This window comes from Pseudocitrobacter sp. RIT415, assembly GCF_003057695.2.
GTDB lineage: Bacteria > Pseudomonadota > Gammaproteobacteria > Enterobacterales > Enterobacteriaceae > Pseudocitrobacter > Pseudocitrobacter faecalis.
Genome location: NZ_QBJC02000023.1, coordinates 1 through 18,349, shown reverse-complemented (window position 1 = coordinate 18,349; position 18,349 = coordinate 1). Strand labels below are relative to the sequence as shown.

The window sequence follows — 18,349 nt, the reverse complement described above, 5'->3', positions numbered from 1 at the left end:
ACTTGTTCAGCGTACACGTGTTAGCTATCCTGCGTCCCGAACTCAAAATAAGGCTTACTGAAAACATGGTAGATAAACGCGAATCTTATACAAAAGAAGATCTTCTTGCCTCTGGTCGCGGTGAACTGTTTGGTGCAAAAGGCCCGCAGTTGCCAGCCCCTAGCATGCTGATGATGGATCGTGTCGTTAAAATGACCGAAACCGGCGGCAACTTTGATAAGGGTTATGTTGAAGCAGAGCTCGATATCAACCCGGATCTGTGGTTCTTCGGCTGCCACTTTATCGGTGATCCGGTGATGCCAGGCTGCCTGGGTCTGGACGCCATGTGGCAGCTGGTCGGCTTCTATCTTGGCTGGCTTGGCGGCGAAGGCAAAGGCCGTGCGCTGGGCGTGGGTGAAGTGAAATTCACCGGTCAGGTTCTGCCGACCGCGAAGAAAGTGACCTACCGTATTCACTTCAAACGCATCGTTAACCGTCGTCTGATCATGGGCCTGGCGGATGGCGAAGTGCTGGTAGATGGTCGTCTGATCTATACCGCTAACGATCTGAAGGTTGGGTTGTTCCAGGATACTTCTGCGTTCTAAGACCCCGTATTAACGCGAAACCTCCGCGACGCGGAGGTTTCTTCTAAAGAGACAGCGTCAGGCGATAACTGTCCTGTCCTCCATGGCTTCTCGCCAGCCTCCGAGCCAGTGTGAACGTTGATTTAACGTCTGGTAAGGACAAATCTCCTTCGACTTACCGGCAATACCGGCCTGATATCCACGTTGATGTGCCCGTTCCAGGCGATCTCGTTTTTGTCTCTTCATGCCTCGTTTCCCTCATTACTTTTATCTGGTGGAAATGAAAACAGTGATTACAAAGTGTGCAACCACACATTACGAATAACCTGAATCATCGCGATCGTCAATGCGCAAAATTCACGCCAGTGTCATATTTGTGAGCTACCCAAGAGTTCATTTGTACAAAAAATGTGAGCCGGGACAATTAACCTGCTGAGCACAAAAACAAAAAAACCGCCGTGTATTTCTCACCCACGGCGGTCTTAAGTACTATTAATTCTTCTTATAGTTGCTGATTGAGAAAGCGCGCAATAGAGACCGCTTCCTGACTCCACGATTGTGCGAGCATTTTCACCATCTCGTCATAGCCATCTTTCTGCTGCGCCAGTTCAATGTGGAACGGACGTTTAGTCAGTTGCCCATTATGGTTCAGCAGCCATTCACCGCTGACAATAACTTTTCCATCATAACGCCCATGGAAACCATTCACCGACACATTGAGCGTATCCTGATCGTGACCCAGAGGTTGCGACGCAATCACCCAACCTGGCAACTGATTGCTCAGGTTGGCGATAAGCGTGGTACGCAACTGTTGGTCAAGCGGGCTGGCCCACAGATTGTTGCTGGCAATCACATACTGCACGTCGCTGGTCTGATACACCACGCCGCTGCCGGCGAGGTAATCCGGAACAGTGACCTGCTCTACCCATAACAGATGTTGACCGGAGCTGGCGCTATTTTGCACCGTGCCTTTATCTACCGGCAGTTGGTAGTAGGTTTTATTCTCACCGCTGCTGCTACAGGCTGCCAGCAGGCAGGCCGCCACCAGCACTAACCATTTTTTCATTGTTTCGCCCTCTTAGGCTCTGGATCTTTTTTATCCTTCGCTTCAAACACCAACGCGTTACTCTTCTCGTTCAGCGTTTTCAGAACCGGTTGCAGCTCACGCAGCACCTGATCAAGACGTTGCATATCCGCGACCATCTTGTTGTAAGCGGCTGAACCTGGCTGGAAGCCCTGCATACTGCGATTCAATTCACGCAGCGTTTTCTGCATGTCTTCTGGCAGTTGCTGCATCGACTGGCTGGCCGTTATCTTATTGAGGTTATCCAGCGTCGTTTGCAGCTGACGCATAGTACGTTGGCTCTCGGTCAACGTATTGGTCGCTTGCTCAATCATCGGATTCAACGGCAAGTTGTTGAATTTATCCAACGTATCCATCAGACGCTGCTGGATTTGCGCCAGACCGCCACTCACTGTCGGGATAATCTCATAGCCGCTAAACTCACGGATACCGGTCATCTGCGGCTCTTTTGGATAGAAGTCCATATCCACATACAGCGCGCCGGTCACCAGGTTACCGGTTTTCAGCGAGCCACGCAGACCACGCTTCATCAGCTCTTCAAGATGCTGTCCCAGATCCGGGTGCTCACCCAACTGATTTGCCAGACGCTCAGGTTCAATACGAATCAGTACCGGAATACGATAGTCGTTATTCAGTGCCTGACGCAGACCTTTCACATCAAAGGGAACTTCCGCCACGGTACCCAAACGAATGCCGCGGAATTCCACCGGCGCACCAGGCTGCAGGCCACGAACAGAGTCTTTAAAGAACATCAGATAATCAAGATGTTCAGTGTACAGGGAGTCCTGAATACTTTTCTGATCATCATACAATCTGAACTCGCTCTTCTCGGAAACCGGTTGTCCCAGATCCAGCCCTTCCGGTACATCAAAACTCACGCCGCCGCTAAACAGCGTGGTGAGGGAGCCCATCTCTACACGCATCCCGGCAGAGGTCAGATCGACCGCTACGCCGCTGTCTTTCCAGAAGCGAACGTTACTGGTCACCAGACGATCGTTTGGCGCGGTGATAAACAGCTGGTAGCTGATTGTACGTTTCTGCGCATCAAAGGTACTGGTTTCAACGGATCCGACGCGATAGCCACGGAACAATACCGGATCGCCAGGATTCAGCTGACCGGCTTTTTTACTGTCGAGGATCACGCGGATACCTTTCGCATCCGGCGGTGCCAGCGGCGGCTGATCTAACAACTGATAATCTTCCTGCTGACCGCCTTTATTACCGGGCTGCAACTCGATATACGCCCCGGAGAGTAACGTACCCAGCCCACTGATCCCTTCACGTCCAACCTGCGGCTTCACGACCCAGAAAACCGAGTCTTTGTGCAGCAGTTTTTCCATGCCGGCATTCAGGCGCGCCTTAATCTCCACGTGCGTGAGATCGTCCGTCAGTGTTGTACTCTCCACCACGCCCACATCAACGCTACGACTTTTGATTGTGGTTTTACCGCCTTCAATCCCCTCGGCATTGGTGGTGATGAGCGTCACCTCCGGCCCCTGGTGACTGTAGTGATAAAACAGGATCCATGCACCAATCAGCGCAGTGACAATTGGGAAGATCCAGACCGGAGACCAGTTCTTCACCTTCTGCACTTTGGCCTCCCCACTCTTCGTTTCCATGCTTTTACGACTCCTCATGGCTTGATTCCGGATCCCGATCCCACGACAGTCGAGGGTCAAAGGTCATTGCGGAAAACATGGTCATTATCACGACCAGCGCAAACATCAATGCGCCCATCGCCGGGTAGATATTCATTAGCCCGCCCATTCTCACTAAAGCAGAAAGCACTGCGATGACGAATACATCAATCATCGACCAGCGGCCAACAAACTCCACCACTTCATAAATCAGGTGCATACGCTCGCTGTCACGACGTCCATGCCCTTTCGCATCCCAGCAGAGCCACGCGATGGCAATCATCTTGAGCGTTGGTACCATAATACTGGCAATAAAAATGACCATCGCCACCGGATAGGAACCTTCGCTCCACAGCAAAATCACCCCAGCGAGGATCGTCGATGGCATTTTGTCGCCCAACAGATCGGTAATCATGATCGGCAGAATATTCGCTGGAAGATAAAGAATGATAGAAGTGACCAGCAGCGCCATCGTCCATTGCAGGCTATTTTTGCGGCGCACATATCCTTTCGAGTGACAACGCGGACAAACGTGTTCATCGGCAGGCAAAATGGCGGTGCAACACGCGCATGAACGCAGCCCCTGTCGTATCCCCGTTACACCGGGCTGAGGTTCAGTCTTAAGTGCTGGCATCGGAGCAATATCGTCCCACAACCAACGGCGATCGACGCACTGGAAGGTACGCAGTTGCAGGATGCAGAAAAGACACCAGGGAATGAAACTGCTACCAATGCCAATATCACCATAGGCCATCAGCTTCACGAAACTGACCAGCACACCCGCGAGAAAGATTTCTGCCATCCCCCAGGATTTCAGCTGAAACAGGACTCTGGCGAGAAACGACTTCACGCTAAGCGGCATTTTTACCCGATTCACCAGTAGTAAAATGGTGACCAGACAAAAGGCAGGCACCAGCTGCACAAACAGCATAAAGAAGGTGCCCAGGCTTGCGTAGTCTTCGCTAAACAGTACGCGCGGAATTTCCAGCAGTTCAATTTCGCTATTAACCCCTGCCACCTTCATATAAATGAAAGGGAAGAGGTTAGCCAGCACCAGCATGAAAAGCGCGACAATAGCATAAGCAGTGGGACGCGTTCTCGGCTCGTCCCATACGGTGGTTAGCGTTGTGCCGCAGCGTGGGCACTCCGCTTTATGACGATGTTCAAGGTGCGGCAACGCCACCAGCATGTCACACTGACGGCACAGAATATGCCGCGCGGCATGATGTTGATCGCACATGAAAACTCCTCGGTATCAGGCACCGTTTTTTAACGCTTCCAGATATTCCCAGCGTTCAAACGCCTCTTCTAATGCCTGTTCGGCCTGCGCCAGTTCAGACAACACTTTTTGCGTATGGTCATGCGGCTGGCTGAAGAAGGAGGCATCAGCAACCTGTGCCTGCAACGATTCCAGATTCGCTTCCAGTTCTTCCAGCTTTTGCGGAAGCTGCTCCAGCTCGCGCTGCAGGTTATAGCTTAGTTTGGTACTGGTTCGTTTAACAGTTTCTGCTTTTGGCTGCGTCGCTTCGGCTGTTTTCTTAACAATAGCTTGTTTTTGTGTCTGCGATTGGCTCTGTTGCCCACGCGCATCGTGATAACCGCCGACGTACTGACCAATCTTACCTTCACCTTCGAAGATCCAGCATTCGGTGACGGTATTATCCACAAATTGACGATCGTGGCTTACCAGCAGAACAGTACCCTGATAACCATCAATCAGCTCCTCGAGCAGTTCGAGGGTTTCAACGTCCAGGTCGTTGGTTGGTTCATCGAGAATCAACAGGTTGCTGGGTTTGAGGAACAGGCGCGCCAGCAGCAGACGGTTACGCTCCCCGCCGGAGAGCGCACGAACCGGCGTCATGGCGCGTTTCGGGTGGAACAGGAAGTCCTGCAGGTAGCCCAGAACATGGCGCGGTTTCCCATTGACCATGACTTCTTGCTTCCCTTCTGCCAGGTTATCCATCACCGTTTTATCCGGATCGAGTTCCGCGCGATGCTGGTCAAAATAAGCGACTTCCAGCTTGGTACCAACGTGAATTCGCCCGCTGTCGGCCTGTAGCTGGCCGAGCATCAGTTTGAGCAACGTGGTTTTACCGCAGCCGTTCGGGCCAATCAGCGCAATTTTATCGCTACGCTGCACCTGGGCGGAGAAGTCTTTTACCAGCACCTTTCCGTCAACCTGGTAGTTCACATCTTCCATTTCAAAGACGATTTTACCGGAGCGGGACGCTTCTTCGACCTGCATTTTGGCACTACCCATGACTTCACGGCGAGCGCTGCGTTCATTACGCATCGCTTTTAATGCGCGAACGCGGCCTTCGTTACGGGTACGACGCGCTTTGATGCCCTGACGGATCCACACCTCTTCCTGGGCCAGTTTGCGGTCGAACTCGGCATTTTGTAGCTCTTCCACGCGCAGCGCTTCTTCTTTCTCAAGCAGATACTGATCGTAATTTCCCGGATAGGTGACCAGTTTGCCACGATCCAGATCGACAATACGGGTGGCCATATTGCGGATAAACGAACGGTCATGCGAGATGAAAATAATGGTGCCTTTGAATGTCTTCAGGAACCCTTCCAGCCAGTCGATGGTTTCGATATCGAGGTGGTTCGTGGGTTCGTCAAGCAGCAGCACCCGCGGCGCGCTGACCAGTGCCCGGCCCAGCGCCGCTTTACGCAGCCAACCGCCAGAAAGCGAGGCCAGCTCCATATTCGGTTCGAGTCCTAGCTGGTTAAGCACTTCGTTAATGCGATTTTCCAGCTGCCACAGACCATGGTGATCCAGCTGTTCCTGAATCTTTGCCAGTTCCTGCAAATTCTTATCGCTGGGATCCGTCATCACCAGTTGCGAAACATCGTGGTAACGCTTCAGGTAAACCGCTTGTTCTTCAATGCCTTCAGCGACGAAGTCATAAACACTGCCCTGCACATTACGCGGCGGATCCTGTTGCAGACGCGCCACCACCAGGTCCTGCTCGTAAATAATGCGCCCGTCGTCCAGACCCTGCTCGCGGTTGAGGATCTTCATCAGCGTCGATTTACCAGCGCCGTTACGCCCCACCAGACAGACACGTTCGTTATCTTCGATATGCAATTCGGCATTATCGAGGAGCGGCGCATCGCTGAAGGATAGCCACGCGCCATGCATACTAATTAATGACATTCTTTATTCCTTTCAGGCTGCGGTAATCAGCCAGCAGTTGTGGATCTGACGGTTACGGGCGAAATCCTGAGACTGTGTTTTATGGGTGATATCTTGTGCTTTCAGTCCCAGTTCGGCCAGGCCGTCGTGATCCATACGGAAACCGCGTTTGTTGTTCGAGAACATGATGGTGCCGCCCTTACGCAGCAGACGCTTCAGGTCTTTCATCAGGCGCAGATGATCGCGCTGAACATCAAACGCATCTTCCATACGTTTTGAGTTGGAGAAGGTCGGCGGATCGATGAAGATCACGTCGAACTGTTCGTCAGTATCGCGCAGCCAGGCGAGCACATCAGCCTGCATCAGACGATGGGCACGACCGGTCAGGCCATTCAGACGCAGGTTCCGTTCGGCCCACTCAAGGTAGGTGCGCGACATATCAACCGTTGTAGTAGAACGCGCGCCGCCCAGGCCCGCATGAACGCTGGCGCTACCGGTGTAGGAGAAGAGGTTAAGGAAATCTTTGCCTTTACTCATCTGACCCAGCATACGACGGGCGATGCGGTGGTCGAGGAACAGGCCAGTATCGAGGTAGTCGGTCAGGTTGACCCACAGGCGAGCGTTGTATTCGCTTACCTGCATGAAATCGCCCTTCTCGTTCATCTTCTCGTACTGATTTTTACCTTTCTGCCGTTCACGGGTTTTCAGCACCAGTTTATTCGGCGCAATGCCCAGCACGGAGATCGTGGCGGCGATGATATCAAACAGGCGCTGACGTGCTTTGTGCGCATCAACGGTTTTCGGCGGCGCGTATTCCTGCACCACGACCCAATCGGCGTAGCGGTCAACGGCGACGTTATACTCCGGCAGGTCAGCATCGTACAGGCGATAGCACTCAATGCCTTCCTGCTTCGCCCACTTCTCCAGTTTCTTGAGATTTTTACGCAGGCGATTGGCGTAATCTTCCGCAACGGTAGCTTTCACTTCGCCGGTGCTTTCCGACACATGATAGTTCTTCTGGATACAATCCAGCGGGCCGTTCTTGGCTTTAAACTGGCGTTCAGCACGCAGCGAAACGCAGCTCAGCAGTTCCGGTGAGGCGCTAAACAGCGACAGATTCCAGCCGCCAAACTGGTTTTTCATGATCCGCCCCAGCAGACTGTGCAGGGCAATCAGCGCCGGTTCGCTCTCCAGACGCTCGCCGTATGGCGGGTTGCTGATAACGGTACCGTACGGGCCTTTCGGCAGTGGATTGGTCAACTGAGCCACATCTTTTTGTTCAAAGGTGATCAGTTCGCCGATACCGGCACGACGGGCGTTACTGCGCGCAATTTCCACTACGCGGCGATCGGTGTCGGAGCCATAAAAACGGGATTCATAAGCAGCAAGGCCTGCGCGTGCGCGGGTCTGCGCATCGGCTTTCACTTCCTGCCAGATAGCGTCGTCATGCTGCGCCCAGCCACTAAAGCCCCAGTGGCCACGATGCAGACCCGGCGCGCGATCGGTCGCCCACATCGCCGCTTCAATCAGCAGCGTACCGGAACCACACATCGGGTCGAGCATCGGTGTACCCGGCACCCAGCCAGAACGCATCACAATCGCCGCCGCGAGATTCTCTTTAATTGGCGCCAGACCCGTGCGGTCACGGTAGCCGCGCAGATGCAGACCTTCACCGCTCAGATCAAGAGAGATAAACGCTTTCTCTTTGTTTAACCGCACGTTAATGCGCAGGTCAGGATTTTCGCGATCGACATTCGGACGCGGCAAATTCTTGCGCGTGAACGCATCAACGATGGCGTCTTTCACTTTCAGCGCGCCGTACTGGCTGTTACGGATCTCATCGTTCAGCCCGTTAAAGCTCACGGCAAAAGTGGCGTTCGGGGTGAAGATCTCCGTCCAGTCGATCGCCTGCACGCCGAGATAGAGGTCGAGATCGCTCCAGACACTGCATTCGCCCAGCGGCATCATGATGCGCGACGCCAGGCGACTCCACATCAGGCTTTGATAAAGAAGGCGCGTGTCTCCCTGAAAATGGACCCCACCCTGGGTGACTTTGCACTCTTGTGCGCCCAGACCTTCCAGTTCAGTTTTTAACAGCTCTTCCAGCCCACGGGCCGTACTGGCAAACAGAGAATTCATATCATCACTTTTACTTGCAGAAAATTGTTGCGCATTATAGCCAATCTCGGCCCCATGTCATAAAGTTAAAGGCTTATTTCTGACTCAGGGAATGCGTCATGCTGACGTTATCGCGACTTTTCATTCACCCGGTGAAATCCATGAGGGGTATCGGGCTCACTCACGCCTTCGCAGATATGAGCGGAATGGCGTTTGACCGTATCTTTATGGTGACCGAACCCGATGGCACGTTTATCACTGCGCGGCAGTACCCGGCGATGGTGCGCTTCACTCCGGCCATTCTGCGCGACGGCCTGCATCTCACAGCGCCGGACGGTAGCAGCGCACTGGTACGTTTTGCCGATTTCACCGCACAGGCTGAACCAACGGAAGTGTGGGGCAACCATTTTACCGCTCACATCGCCCCGGAGGCGATCAATCAATGGCTGTCACCGTTTTTTAAACGCGATGTGCAGCTGCGCTGGCTTGGCGACACGCTCACGCGTCGGGTAAAACGTCACGACGCGGTGCCGCTCTCGTTTGCCGATGGTTTCCCCTACCTGCTGACGAACGAAGCGTCTCTGCGCGATTTACAGCAGCGTTGCCCGGCCAGCGTCAGAATGGAACAGTTCCGGCCGAATCTGGTGGTGACCGGCGCGCAGGCGTGGGACGAAGACAACTGGAAAACGATTCGCATTGGTGAAGTCGTCTTTGACGTGGTGAAACCGTGCAGCCGCTGCATTTTTACCACCATTAGCCCGGAGAAAGGCCAAAAACACCCGGCGGGCGAACCCTTACACACGCTGCAATCCTTCCGCACCGCGCAGGATAACGGCGACGTCGATTTTGGCCAGAACCTGATCCCGCGCAATAGCGGTGTGGTTCGCGTGGGCGATGAAGTGGAAATTTTAGCTACCGGGCCGGGGAAAGTGTACGGTGCTGGCGCAGACGATGACACGCTGACCGTCGAGCAAGATTTGGCTTCGAAAGTGGATATCAACTGGCAGGGGCAAACATTTAACGGTAATAATCAGCAGGTTTTACTGGAACAGCTCGAACAACAGGGCATACGTATACCCTACTCCTGCCGTGCAGGAATTTGTGGCAGTTGCCGTATTACGCTGGAAGAAGGTGAAGTGACGCCGCTCAAGAAGAGCGCGATTGGCAACGATGGCACCGTACTGTGCTGTAGCTGTGTGCCAAAAACCGCACTGAAACTGCGTAGTTAAACCGCTTGCTCCAGGCTGTAACCCGCCAGGCCTGGCTGGGGTTGCAGCCTGTCATTCATCACTTTGATAGCATCACCCAACTGCATGGTTCGCCCGGCCAGCACCAGGCCTGGCTGCGCCAGCAGACACAGTGCGGCATTTTCGCCCGGTTCAACCACCAGCAAATTCACCTGCTGATTGGTATCGCTCAGCCAGACGCTTGCCGCATCACCGGTAATCGGTGACCAGCTATCGTCATGGGCACGGAAGTGCCAGCTTTTCGGCATTTGCGGTTTCAGGAAGCGAATCGCCACCAGCGCGTTAAGAATAAGTTCGGCGCGATGTTCTTTAGAGAGTTCGAGGTCGCGGCATTTCTCTTCAAAGGAGAAGTAGAGCGCCGCGTCTTCCACACAGAATCCGGTAGGGGCAAAGGCGTCAGGGGTTAACATCCGGCGAGCAAAACGCGAACGAAACAACATGCCATTGGCTAAATCGAGCATCATACGATCGTGCTCTTCATCATAATACCAACGCCAGTTATCATCTGGTTTAATTCGCATTGTCCGCTCCCCTCATTTCAGCATCCGTTTGCTGTGTAATCTTTCCCGCGTCGTTTTTACTGCCTAAATAATAAAAGACTAAAATGTTTAAATAAGCAACAATGAGGAAATATAAAGCAACCAGGGCTTAAAATAAAGCCCTGGTTCACATAATGAGATAAAAGATTAGATGTGAGTAACGATTTCTTTAATCAGCGGCGGGCCTTTAAAAATAAACCCGGAATAGATCTGCACCAGTGTCGCCCCGGCAGCAATCTTCTCGCGGGCGGCGATAACGGAGTCAATTCCACCCACGCCGATAATCGGCAAGCGTCCGTTTAATTCAGCAGAGAGCATACGGATAATTTCGGTGCTTTTTAATTGCAATGGACGACCGCTCAGTCCACCCGTTTCATCACAATATTTCATCCCCTGAACCAGAGAACGATCCAATGTCGTATTGGTTGCAATCACCCCATCGATATTATGGCGAACTAAACTATCGGCAACCTGGATCAACTCTTCGACAGAAAGATCCGGTGCGATCTTCACCGCCACAGGGACATATTTATGGTGTTTCGCCTGAAGTTCAGTCTGCTTATTTTTAATACTGGAAAGCAGATCGTCCAACGCTTCACCATATTGTAGCGTACGCAACCCTGGGGTATTTGGCGAAGAGATGTTAATGGCAATATATCCGGCGTAGGCATAGATTTTTTCCATACAAATCAGATAGTCATCTTTACCCTGCTCAACCGGTGTATCTTTATTTTTTCCAATATTAATACCCAGTACGCCGTCGAAATGCGCTTTTTTAACGTTCTCAACCAGGTTATCAACACCCAGGTTGTTAAAGCCCATACGGTTGATCAAACCTTCGGCATCAACCAGACGGAAGATCCTCGGCTTATCGTTACCCGGCTGCGGACGCGGTGTAACGGTGCCGATTTCGATCGAGCCAAAACCCATCGCACCGAGCGCATCAATGCACTCGCCATTTTTGTCCAGACCTGCCGCCAGACCCAGCGGATTTTTAAAGGTCAATCCCATACAGCTCACCGGCTTTGAAGGCACCTTCTGGCGAACCAGCGCTTCAAACGGCGTTCCGGTTACCCGGCGTAATGATTGAAAAGTAAATTCATGAGCGCGCTCAGGATCGAGCTGGAAAAGGGCTTTACGAACGAAGGGGTAGTACATGAACTCTCCTGGATTCCCGGTGTGCAAACCGGGGGCGTATTATGTGTGATTGCGCACAAAAAGGGAATTGACCAGGAACAAAAAAAACGCAAACGTTTTCATCACGCACGTTATTGTGCAAAACGTTGTTCCTTCACTGGCGTGAACCCACCTAAGTCATTCAGGGTTCGCCAGCGCAAGCTGCAGGGCATTTTTGTGGTACACCAGGCAAAATGGCGCTGCGTTAATGGCGGGATCACGCCAGCATCATCGACCTGGCGGCCATTTACGCTCACCTGTGCCAGGTTGATGTAAAAAGGCGTAGGGTTGCTGGCCGTCACGCCTTGTGCGTCACGCTGCCATAAAACCTGTTGCCACGCGTTGTCAGGGCTGCCCTTCAGCGAAGCAGGACGCCAGAAGAGTTTGAAGGAGGAGCGCAGCGCCACTTTAACACTGCGATCTTCCACCCGCCCCGAAGGGATCGACGCGATACTGAGCGCGAACAGCGTTTCGCGATCCTCAGGCATCCGGTTATCTGTTTTCACTAACCGAATCGTTCCTGTTGCACCTGGTTGCAGCAAAAACAACGGCGGCGTTGCTAACATCGGCGGCTGCCCGCTAACAGTAATCGCCCCCTGCCACGCCGTTGGGGCGTTAATTTTGCTGTTGATAAGCCAGGGCTCATGACTGGTATTGGTCACAGAGATTGTTCGGGTATCGCTTGAAGAAGGAAAAACAAAGCGTGTCCCCCCGACGACCACCCCGGCGTGGCTGATACCGGACACCGCGCACAGCAACAGCAATGCATACCTAGTCATAACGCACCACAAAAGTCGCGCTGGCATTCACCGCCCCCGATGTCACCTCACCGCCCGTAGGGCGTAACTGCGCATAAAACGTCAGCGCGACCTTGCCCTGTTTTAATGGATAAGGTTTACTCTCCTGCTTTAAAGGGACGATCGCCTGATGGTCATCAAGCAAGGCGACTGCCAGGCCGGTTGCGGCGCCGCTCCCGGTCTCTATCGCCAGCAGATCCGCCATTGCGCTGTCCGACTGACCAGAAAACGTTACGTTCGCCGCGCTAACATCTGCCCCGCACTGCTCAAGATTAATAACGAACGCCTTTTCAACCGACGCGTGTCCCCCGGAAAACTGACTGATAGAAAGCGTGCCGAGTGGAACCTGAATCGCTCTACTGTCCTGAGCAAGAATACAGGTGTTGCTGCGAAACGTTCCGCTGATATTGACGGTACCGTCGTGCGCAAAGGCGGGACTGCTACATGCCATCAGCGCATAAATGAGACATTGCCTGGTTTTCATCGTCTGCGCCCTACTCATAAACCAGATCAAAATAGAGCACCGCAGTGGCATTTCCGCCCGTGGCACCCGCTTTCGTCGATTTATAACGCAGCTTGTATTTCAGTTCATTATCCCCGGCCTGGAGTGGATTACGCGCGGTCAAACGGTTCAGCGGGATCTCTTCCTGAGTTTGCGCATCAATAATTTGTACAGCGATCCCGGTCGCCATATTGCCGCCCCCTCCGGTATCGGTTAGCTTCAGCAGCGTTGGAGCAAGGGGAGCGGAATCGCCGCTAAAATAGACTTTTGCCCCCTCTATCCCTGCCGCACAACCATTGATATCAATCGTTAAATCGGCTGACGCGCTGACGGCATTCGCGTCCTGAAAATCACTGATATTAAAGTTGCCAATAAAAATATTCTGCATGGCGCTGCTGGTTGCCACATCACAACCCTGATCGATAACATTGCCATAAATATGCATGTTCACCTGATCGGCGCCTTTCAGATTGCCAAGTGCGGAGAAGGCACAGAGGGCGAACATGCCGGGAAGGAAACACAACCGTTTAGCCATCTGCATCACGCCTCAGTCAAAATTGATACGGATGGAGGCCGTCGCCTCAAAGCTACCGATTTCCGGCGGCACACCCGTGGTGCTGACGGGAAACACATTCATCTGCGCGTAGGCATCGCGGTTATCCGGTATAGCCAACGAGATAGCACCGCCATCGGGAGAGACCGCATTTCCCTGCGCATCCGTCACCAGCACGCCAACCCCGGGCCTTGAGGTTTTAATTGCCTGCGGGTAATCGTTATCACGCGTGGCCGTCAGGCTAAGATTGACATTCACCAGCCCGCTATTGCCGGTGTTACATCTCACCGGAATCGAGAGTGCCGCCGTCTTCGCCCCCATCGGTTTTTGCCCCTGCACTTTAAAATTGGCCGCGAAGACATCGCCAAGATCGACCTCGATCGTCTCACCAGCGTTAACTGAGCAGGATTGCAGCGAGTTGATGGTACCTGTGAGGTAATAAGTGAGTACCGGCGAGCCCGTGGCGGAGCAGGTATCGCTGGCAGGAATGTTGTAGCACTCATAGAGTCTGGCCAGCACCATTTGAGGGATGGCCACCGATCCGACGAAGGGTTGCAGAATTTTGAGCGAGAAGTTTCCGGCATTACCACTGGCCCCCGAGCCCCCCAGTCGCTGACCGCCAGGATCACAAATGTGCCAGCGAGTATCCGCACTGGTTCCCACATTTTCGAACGGCACTTTGCTCGGCGAGTTACCTTTTACACCTAACCAAATCTGCGCTGCCAGGTAATCATTAATTTTGTACCAACTCTCGCCGAGCGCAGGCAGCGGGGAATCGGACGCAAACGCCCAGCGCCCTTCTCTTACCGCGTCTTTATTACAGTCACATGAGACGTAATAATCATTGGCCTCATTCCACGCATAAAAATTATCCTTAACAACCCCCGCCTGGTTTTCTTCCTCAGAAATCGTACTCACGCCAAAATTGACGCCAATATAGGGATCGCCACTGGCGGTATGGCACTGCCCGGTGTAAGCCATAACTTTTGCGCTCGCTAACATGAGAACCCCCACCAGCAGCATTTTGATGATTCGTTGCATGTGACCGTTTCCTCTGTTTATTCGCATCGCGCGCTTTTGCGCGTAATCGGTGCGGCCATCTCTGCGGCCGTTAGTTCAAACGTCAGGCGACACTGTTGTTCTGGTGCGTCACCCCAGCGTACGGTGATGCTCCCCTTTTCAGGTAGCCCGGACAGATACAGGGAGCCGTCGTCACCCACAATACCGCTGATCTTTTCCCCGTTATCGAGAGTAGCCATCGCACCAAAACGTAATGGCTTGCCTTTCATGAGCGGGCTGAACAGCACGCGCGCGCCCACATGCGCGCTAAACGTTGCACGCACCAGCGCGCCTTTGGTGGGTACCACGTTAACCACGGCGTTCTCTATATCGACATTTTGTTTTAAAGACGCGGTATCCAGCGCAATACGGTTTTCGCGGTACGGCGTGGCGTAGGGAAGCAGCGAGTTGCCTTGCCCGTCCGTGCTGATGCCGGTGTAGTTGGCGATTTTGGTATTTTCCGCACCGGGCGCGGAAACCAGAACATTCGTTTCCCCCAGCGACTGGCCGAGGGTCACCCCGCCTGAATGCACAATTACGCTGCCGGACACCCCATAGTTCACCTGCTGCTGGTTGCCGTTATCGCTGTAGTTGTAACCCATTTTCGATTCGCCCCAGGAACCTTTGTAATCCAGACTCGCGTTCCCGCTGGCGCTCTCCCCCTGACTCACATAGCCTTGTTGCACGCTATAACTGAGATTGCCGTCTTCCAGTAATGAACCGGAAACGCCCACGTTTTGCGTCACATTTCCGTCGTTGTCGGCGCTGGTATTGGACGTCATCCATGCAGTGTGGCCTCGACTATTTACATTACCGTCGGATGAGGAGAGCCACTGGCCCAGCGGCAGTGAGACGTTAAGCGCAAAGACCTGATCGGCAGAGGGCTGGCCGCGAGACTGGCTGTAGTTCCACGAAAATCCCAGGGTAATGTCCTTAATCTGGGTGTTGTAGCCGAATTGCAATAAGCGATCCTGGTCATCCGTGTTCCAGTACGTTTGTTCGCTACCGCTTAAGTAAAACGAGCCATACTCACCAAGCTGTTGAGAAATATTGATTTGCAGCTTTCCGCGCTTGCTGTAATAGAGGTTGTAGTAACGCGCCCACAGCGGAGTATCATCGTCCTGACTCTCCGTGTAACCTTCCATACGGTCGTACATGGTATCGGCAAGGGTATAAAAACCGGAGGTTGAATAGCGGTAGCCCATCAACTGAAAGTTGGTGCCGAAGGGATTTAGCGTTTTGGCATACAAAAAACGCCAGGATTGCCCCTGAGAATCCTGATGATTAGCCAGCGTACTGCTCGCCCATGTTCCATCCAGCGAAATGGCGCCAAATTCACCGAGGTTAAATCCCAGCCCCAGCATGCCAGCGCGATAATCTTCAGAGAATTGCCCGCCGCCGTACCAGGTGACGCCCCAGGGCCCTCCCCATTGCAGCGTCGCCTGGGTAAACGCTTTTTCCTCTTGATCGTTGCTGTTACTGCGATAGTGTGCCGCCGTCAGTGCATATTTTAATCGTCCCTGACGCTGGAGAAGCGGTACGCTGGAGTAAGGAATGGTGTAGCGGTTGAGGGTGCCGTCGGACTCTTTTATTTCCACCTGCAGGTCGCCGCTGGAGGCGCTGGAAAACAGGTCATTAATTTCAAACGCGCCGGGAGGCACGTATGTTTGATATACCGTATAGCCATTCTGTTTAATGGTTACCTGAGCGTTACTTTTGGCAATACCGCGCACGGTGGGGGCGAAACCGCGCAGACTATCGGGAAGCATATTGTCGTCCGAGGCTATCTGCACGCCGCGAAAACCGACGCTATCGAAAAAATCGCCCCCGGTATAACTGTCCCCAACGGTCAATTCGCCTTTTACGGGAATGAACGCGTACTGCATATAACTGCTGATATTCTGCCATTGCCCTGGTTCGTCCTGGCTATAGCGCCAGGTGGAGTTATTGCGTAGACGCCAGCCCGCAAGATTCAGCCCACTGTTCAGGTTGAGAAAATAGTTCGTGTCGGCGCCGTTTTCATCGCTGCTCTCCACATCGTTCGCCCCGCTGAAAGAATATCCTAAAAGCAATGCATTGATTCCGCGATCCCATCGTTCTGGCGGAACGTAGCCACGGGCATCATTTTTAACCGCAATTTGCGGCACAGAAATCTCCAGCCGAAGCTGTCGGGCATCAAATGCAACGCTGGCATCAGAAATCATCTTCGGCAGGGGTACACACGCGGCGTCATCCAGCGCGTTAAACGCCGGGAACGCGGCGATATTCACGCCAATCTGGCTGAGGTATGTTTTATTCAGACAGGGTTCAACCTGATGATTTTCGTTATTGGCAACAAACTCAATATCGCGGGTGGCAATAAAGCTTTGGTTGAAAATGACATCAACCCGATATTTTCCTGGCGCGATTTGCTGGCCCTGCTCAAAACGTGAAAGGTCTGCGACCAGCGACGGATCGTCTTTAAAGAAAGCCGGATCAAACCAGGTGTCAGCCAGCGCGCTCAATGAGGTTGAGGCGAACACCGCCAGCCCGCCTAAAAAGGAGGGAATCGTACTGGCAAGCGGATGACAGCGTTGGCGTGGAGAACTCGACATTTCGCGTCCGGGAGCGTCAATCCATTAGGACTTGCACGTCATAGAGGGCGTTTCGGCACCATAATCATTGATGGTTCGGTAGCTCACTGTCTGGTTAACAGCACCGTTTAGCACGTCAAAACGGAAGCTGCCAAGCGGCGAGATCATCTGGTTCTTCAGGCCTTTACCACCGAGCGTCAGCCCGGTTAGTGTAATGTAATAGGGCGTGGGATTATGGACAGTGACGCTCTGCCCTGACCAATCGCAACGCAGTTTTTCTGCCGCCTGATTAACAGAAATTGAGAGCCCTTTCGGACGCCAGAACAGCTTAATGACGCTCTGGGTGGCAATTTTTAACACACTGCCCCCCTCTTTTTTTGTCGTTGACGGCACCGCGCGTAGGCTTGCGTAAAATAACGATTCACGGTCTTTTGGCAACGCAGGCCCGACGTACATAATACGCAGTAAATTTTCACTGGCGGGGTTAAGCACAAATAGCGGTGGCGTCGTAATAAAGTCCTGCGTTTTTTTATTATCGGGCGTCATCACCCATGCCTGAATTAAATACGGTACGGTTTTACTGGTATTTCTCACACTCAGCGCGACCTGCGCATCACCTTCGCTGTAAATCACCCGCGTCGCACCTAACCCCACTCCGCCGCTATCGTTAGCCCAGGCGGGCGCACTGAGGGTTAATGTGCCGATAAAACTCACGGCAGCCATGCTTATTACTTTGCGGGTATTCACTTGAGGGTACCTTTCGCCTTTCCCGCCCCTTCAGGATACAGGGGCAAAATCAGTAGTAGTTAATATGGAATGTGGTCGCAACCTGAACCGTACCTGCCGTGGCTTTGCCCGTTGCCACGTAATCCGCTTTAAAGGTTATCGTTTGGTCAGCCGTCGCGGCGAGCGGAATACCGTTTTGTGCGGTTTCGGTATTTGGCAAAATTTTCGTCGTGCCATCAGGCATATACATCTGTACCGCGACGTTGGTCGCCGCGCCGTTACCCGAGTTCTGATTCTTAAACGCGCTGGCAACGGCAGGATCGGCTTCTGCGGTGAACGTAAATGCCGCGTTGCTTGTCACCGTGTTGTCACAATCCTTCAGGTTAATCGGGATATCTTTTTTCACCCCAGACTCCTGGCCCAGCGTTTGGAGTTTTGTCGCGCTCACTTTCGCCATCGCAACAGATCCAGACTCGCTTTCTGGCGCAATAGTGCAGGCCGGAGCAACAACTTCACCGGTGATTGTCAGGCTACCGTCTGTTTCGGCAGTATCATCGGCTGCCATGGCGCTACCCCATCCCAGCATCGCGCTCATTGATAAAATTAATATATTCTTACGCATGCATATCTCCA

At 53.1% G+C, this 18,349-nt stretch carries 17 protein-coding genes; 2 read left to right on the top strand and 15 right to left on the bottom strand.

Annotated features, from left to right (window positions below):
* The first annotated feature begins 65 nt into the window (after positions 1-65).
* Positions 66-584, top strand: coding sequence for a bifunctional 3-hydroxydecanoyl-ACP dehydratase/trans-2-decenoyl-ACP isomerase (gene fabA / locus DBY68_RS18775; RefSeq protein WP_010429339.1), 519 nt, complete (start codon positions 66-68; stop codon positions 582-584).
* Between the two features lie 57 nt (positions 585-641).
* Here the strand turns inward: fabA and rmf are convergent, their stop codons facing one another.
* The 6 genes from rmf to rlmKL form a co-directional block, all read right to left on the bottom strand.
* Positions 642-809 (bottom strand): ribosome modulation factor, encoded by a 168-nt coding sequence (gene rmf / locus DBY68_RS18770; protein ID WP_015965056.1) that lies wholly within the window; start codon positions 807-809, stop codon positions 642-644.
* A 256-nt stretch (positions 810-1,065) separates the two neighbouring features.
* Entirely contained in the window at positions 1,066-1,629 is a 564-nt protein-coding gene (pqiC, locus tag DBY68_RS18765; protein WP_108474553.1) for a membrane integrity-associated transporter subunit PqiC, read from the bottom strand.
* Entirely contained in the window at positions 1,626-3,266 is a 1,641-nt protein-coding gene (pqiB, locus tag DBY68_RS18760) for an intermembrane transport protein PqiB (protein ID WP_108474554.1), read from the bottom strand. Before pqiB ends, pqiC begins: the two co-directional genes overlap by 4 nt.
* Before the next feature lie 4 nt (positions 3,267-3,270).
* The gene (gene pqiA, locus DBY68_RS18755; RefSeq protein ID WP_108474555.1) at positions 3,271-4,524 is read right to left on the bottom strand and encodes a membrane integrity-associated transporter subunit PqiA; all 1,254 of its coding nucleotides are present in this window, start codon (positions 4,522-4,524) and stop codon (positions 3,271-3,273) included.
* Between the two features lie 15 nt (positions 4,525-4,539).
* Complete coding sequence (locus tag DBY68_RS18750) at positions 4,540-6,447, bottom strand: ABC transporter ATP-binding protein (RefSeq protein WP_108474556.1); 1,908 nt, start codon at positions 6,445-6,447, stop codon at positions 4,540-4,542.
* Between the two features lie 12 nt (positions 6,448-6,459).
* Positions 6,460-8,565 (bottom strand): bifunctional 23S rRNA (guanine(2069)-N(7))-methyltransferase RlmK/23S rRNA (guanine(2445)-N(2))-methyltransferase RlmL, encoded by a 2,106-nt coding sequence (rlmKL, locus tag DBY68_RS18745; RefSeq protein ID WP_108474557.1) that lies wholly within the window; start codon positions 8,563-8,565, stop codon positions 6,460-6,462.
* Between the two features lie 98 nt (positions 8,566-8,663).
* Here rlmKL and DBY68_RS18740 point away from each other — a divergent pair, with 98 nt between their 5' ends.
* Positions 8,664-9,773, top strand: a complete 1,110-nt coding sequence (locus tag DBY68_RS18740) for a YcbX family protein (protein ID WP_108474558.1) — start codon at positions 8,664-8,666, stop codon at positions 9,771-9,773.
* Here the strand turns inward: DBY68_RS18740 and zapC are convergent.
* The 9 genes from zapC to DBY68_RS18695 all read right to left on the bottom strand — a co-directional run bounded on the left by zapC (position 9,770) and on the right by DBY68_RS18695 (position 18,338).
* On the bottom strand, positions 9,770-10,312 hold the full coding sequence (gene zapC / locus DBY68_RS18735) for a cell division protein ZapC (RefSeq protein WP_108474559.1): 543 nt from the start codon (positions 10,310-10,312) through the stop codon (positions 9,770-9,772). The genes DBY68_RS18740 and zapC overlap by 4 nt on opposite strands.
* A 165-nt stretch (positions 10,313-10,477) precedes the next feature.
* Positions 10,478-11,488, bottom strand: coding sequence for a quinone-dependent dihydroorotate dehydrogenase (gene pyrD, locus DBY68_RS18730; protein WP_108474560.1), 1,011 nt, complete (start codon positions 11,486-11,488; stop codon positions 10,478-10,480).
* Between the two features lie 110 nt (positions 11,489-11,598).
* On the bottom strand, positions 11,599-12,312 hold the full coding sequence (locus DBY68_RS18725; protein WP_199538675.1) for a fimbria/pilus periplasmic chaperone: 714 nt from the start codon (positions 12,310-12,312) through the stop codon (positions 11,599-11,601).
* Positions 12,278-12,787 carry a fimbrial protein gene (locus DBY68_RS18720; RefSeq protein WP_108474562.1) on the bottom strand — a complete coding sequence of 170 codons (510 nt, stop codon included), beginning with the start codon at positions 12,785-12,787 and terminating at the stop codon, positions 12,278-12,280. Before DBY68_RS18720 ends, DBY68_RS18725 begins: the two co-directional genes overlap by 35 nt.
* Positions 12,788-12,797: 10 nt before the next feature.
* Complete coding sequence (locus DBY68_RS18715) at positions 12,798-13,310, bottom strand: fimbrial protein (protein ID WP_349254583.1); 513 nt, start codon at positions 13,308-13,310, stop codon at positions 12,798-12,800.
* A 42-nt stretch (positions 13,311-13,352) separates the two neighbouring features.
* Positions 13,353-14,426: a fimbrial protein gene (locus DBY68_RS18710; RefSeq protein WP_108474563.1), complete on the bottom strand. Its 1,074-nt coding sequence runs from the start codon at positions 14,424-14,426 to the stop codon at positions 13,353-13,355.
* On the bottom strand, positions 14,417-17,011 hold the full coding sequence (locus DBY68_RS18705) for a fimbrial biogenesis usher protein (RefSeq protein WP_108474564.1): 2,595 nt from the start codon (positions 17,009-17,011) through the stop codon (positions 14,417-14,419). Before DBY68_RS18705 ends, DBY68_RS18710 begins: the two co-directional genes overlap by 10 nt.
* Positions 17,012-17,035: 24 nt before the next feature.
* Positions 17,036-17,713, bottom strand: coding sequence for a molecular chaperone (locus tag DBY68_RS18700; protein ID WP_108474565.1), 678 nt, complete (start codon positions 17,711-17,713; stop codon positions 17,036-17,038).
* Between the two features lie 73 nt (positions 17,714-17,786).
* Positions 17,787-18,338, bottom strand: coding sequence for a fimbrial protein (locus DBY68_RS18695; RefSeq protein WP_108474566.1), 552 nt, complete (start codon positions 18,336-18,338; stop codon positions 17,787-17,789).
* Between the last annotated feature and the right edge of the window lie 11 nt (positions 18,339-18,349).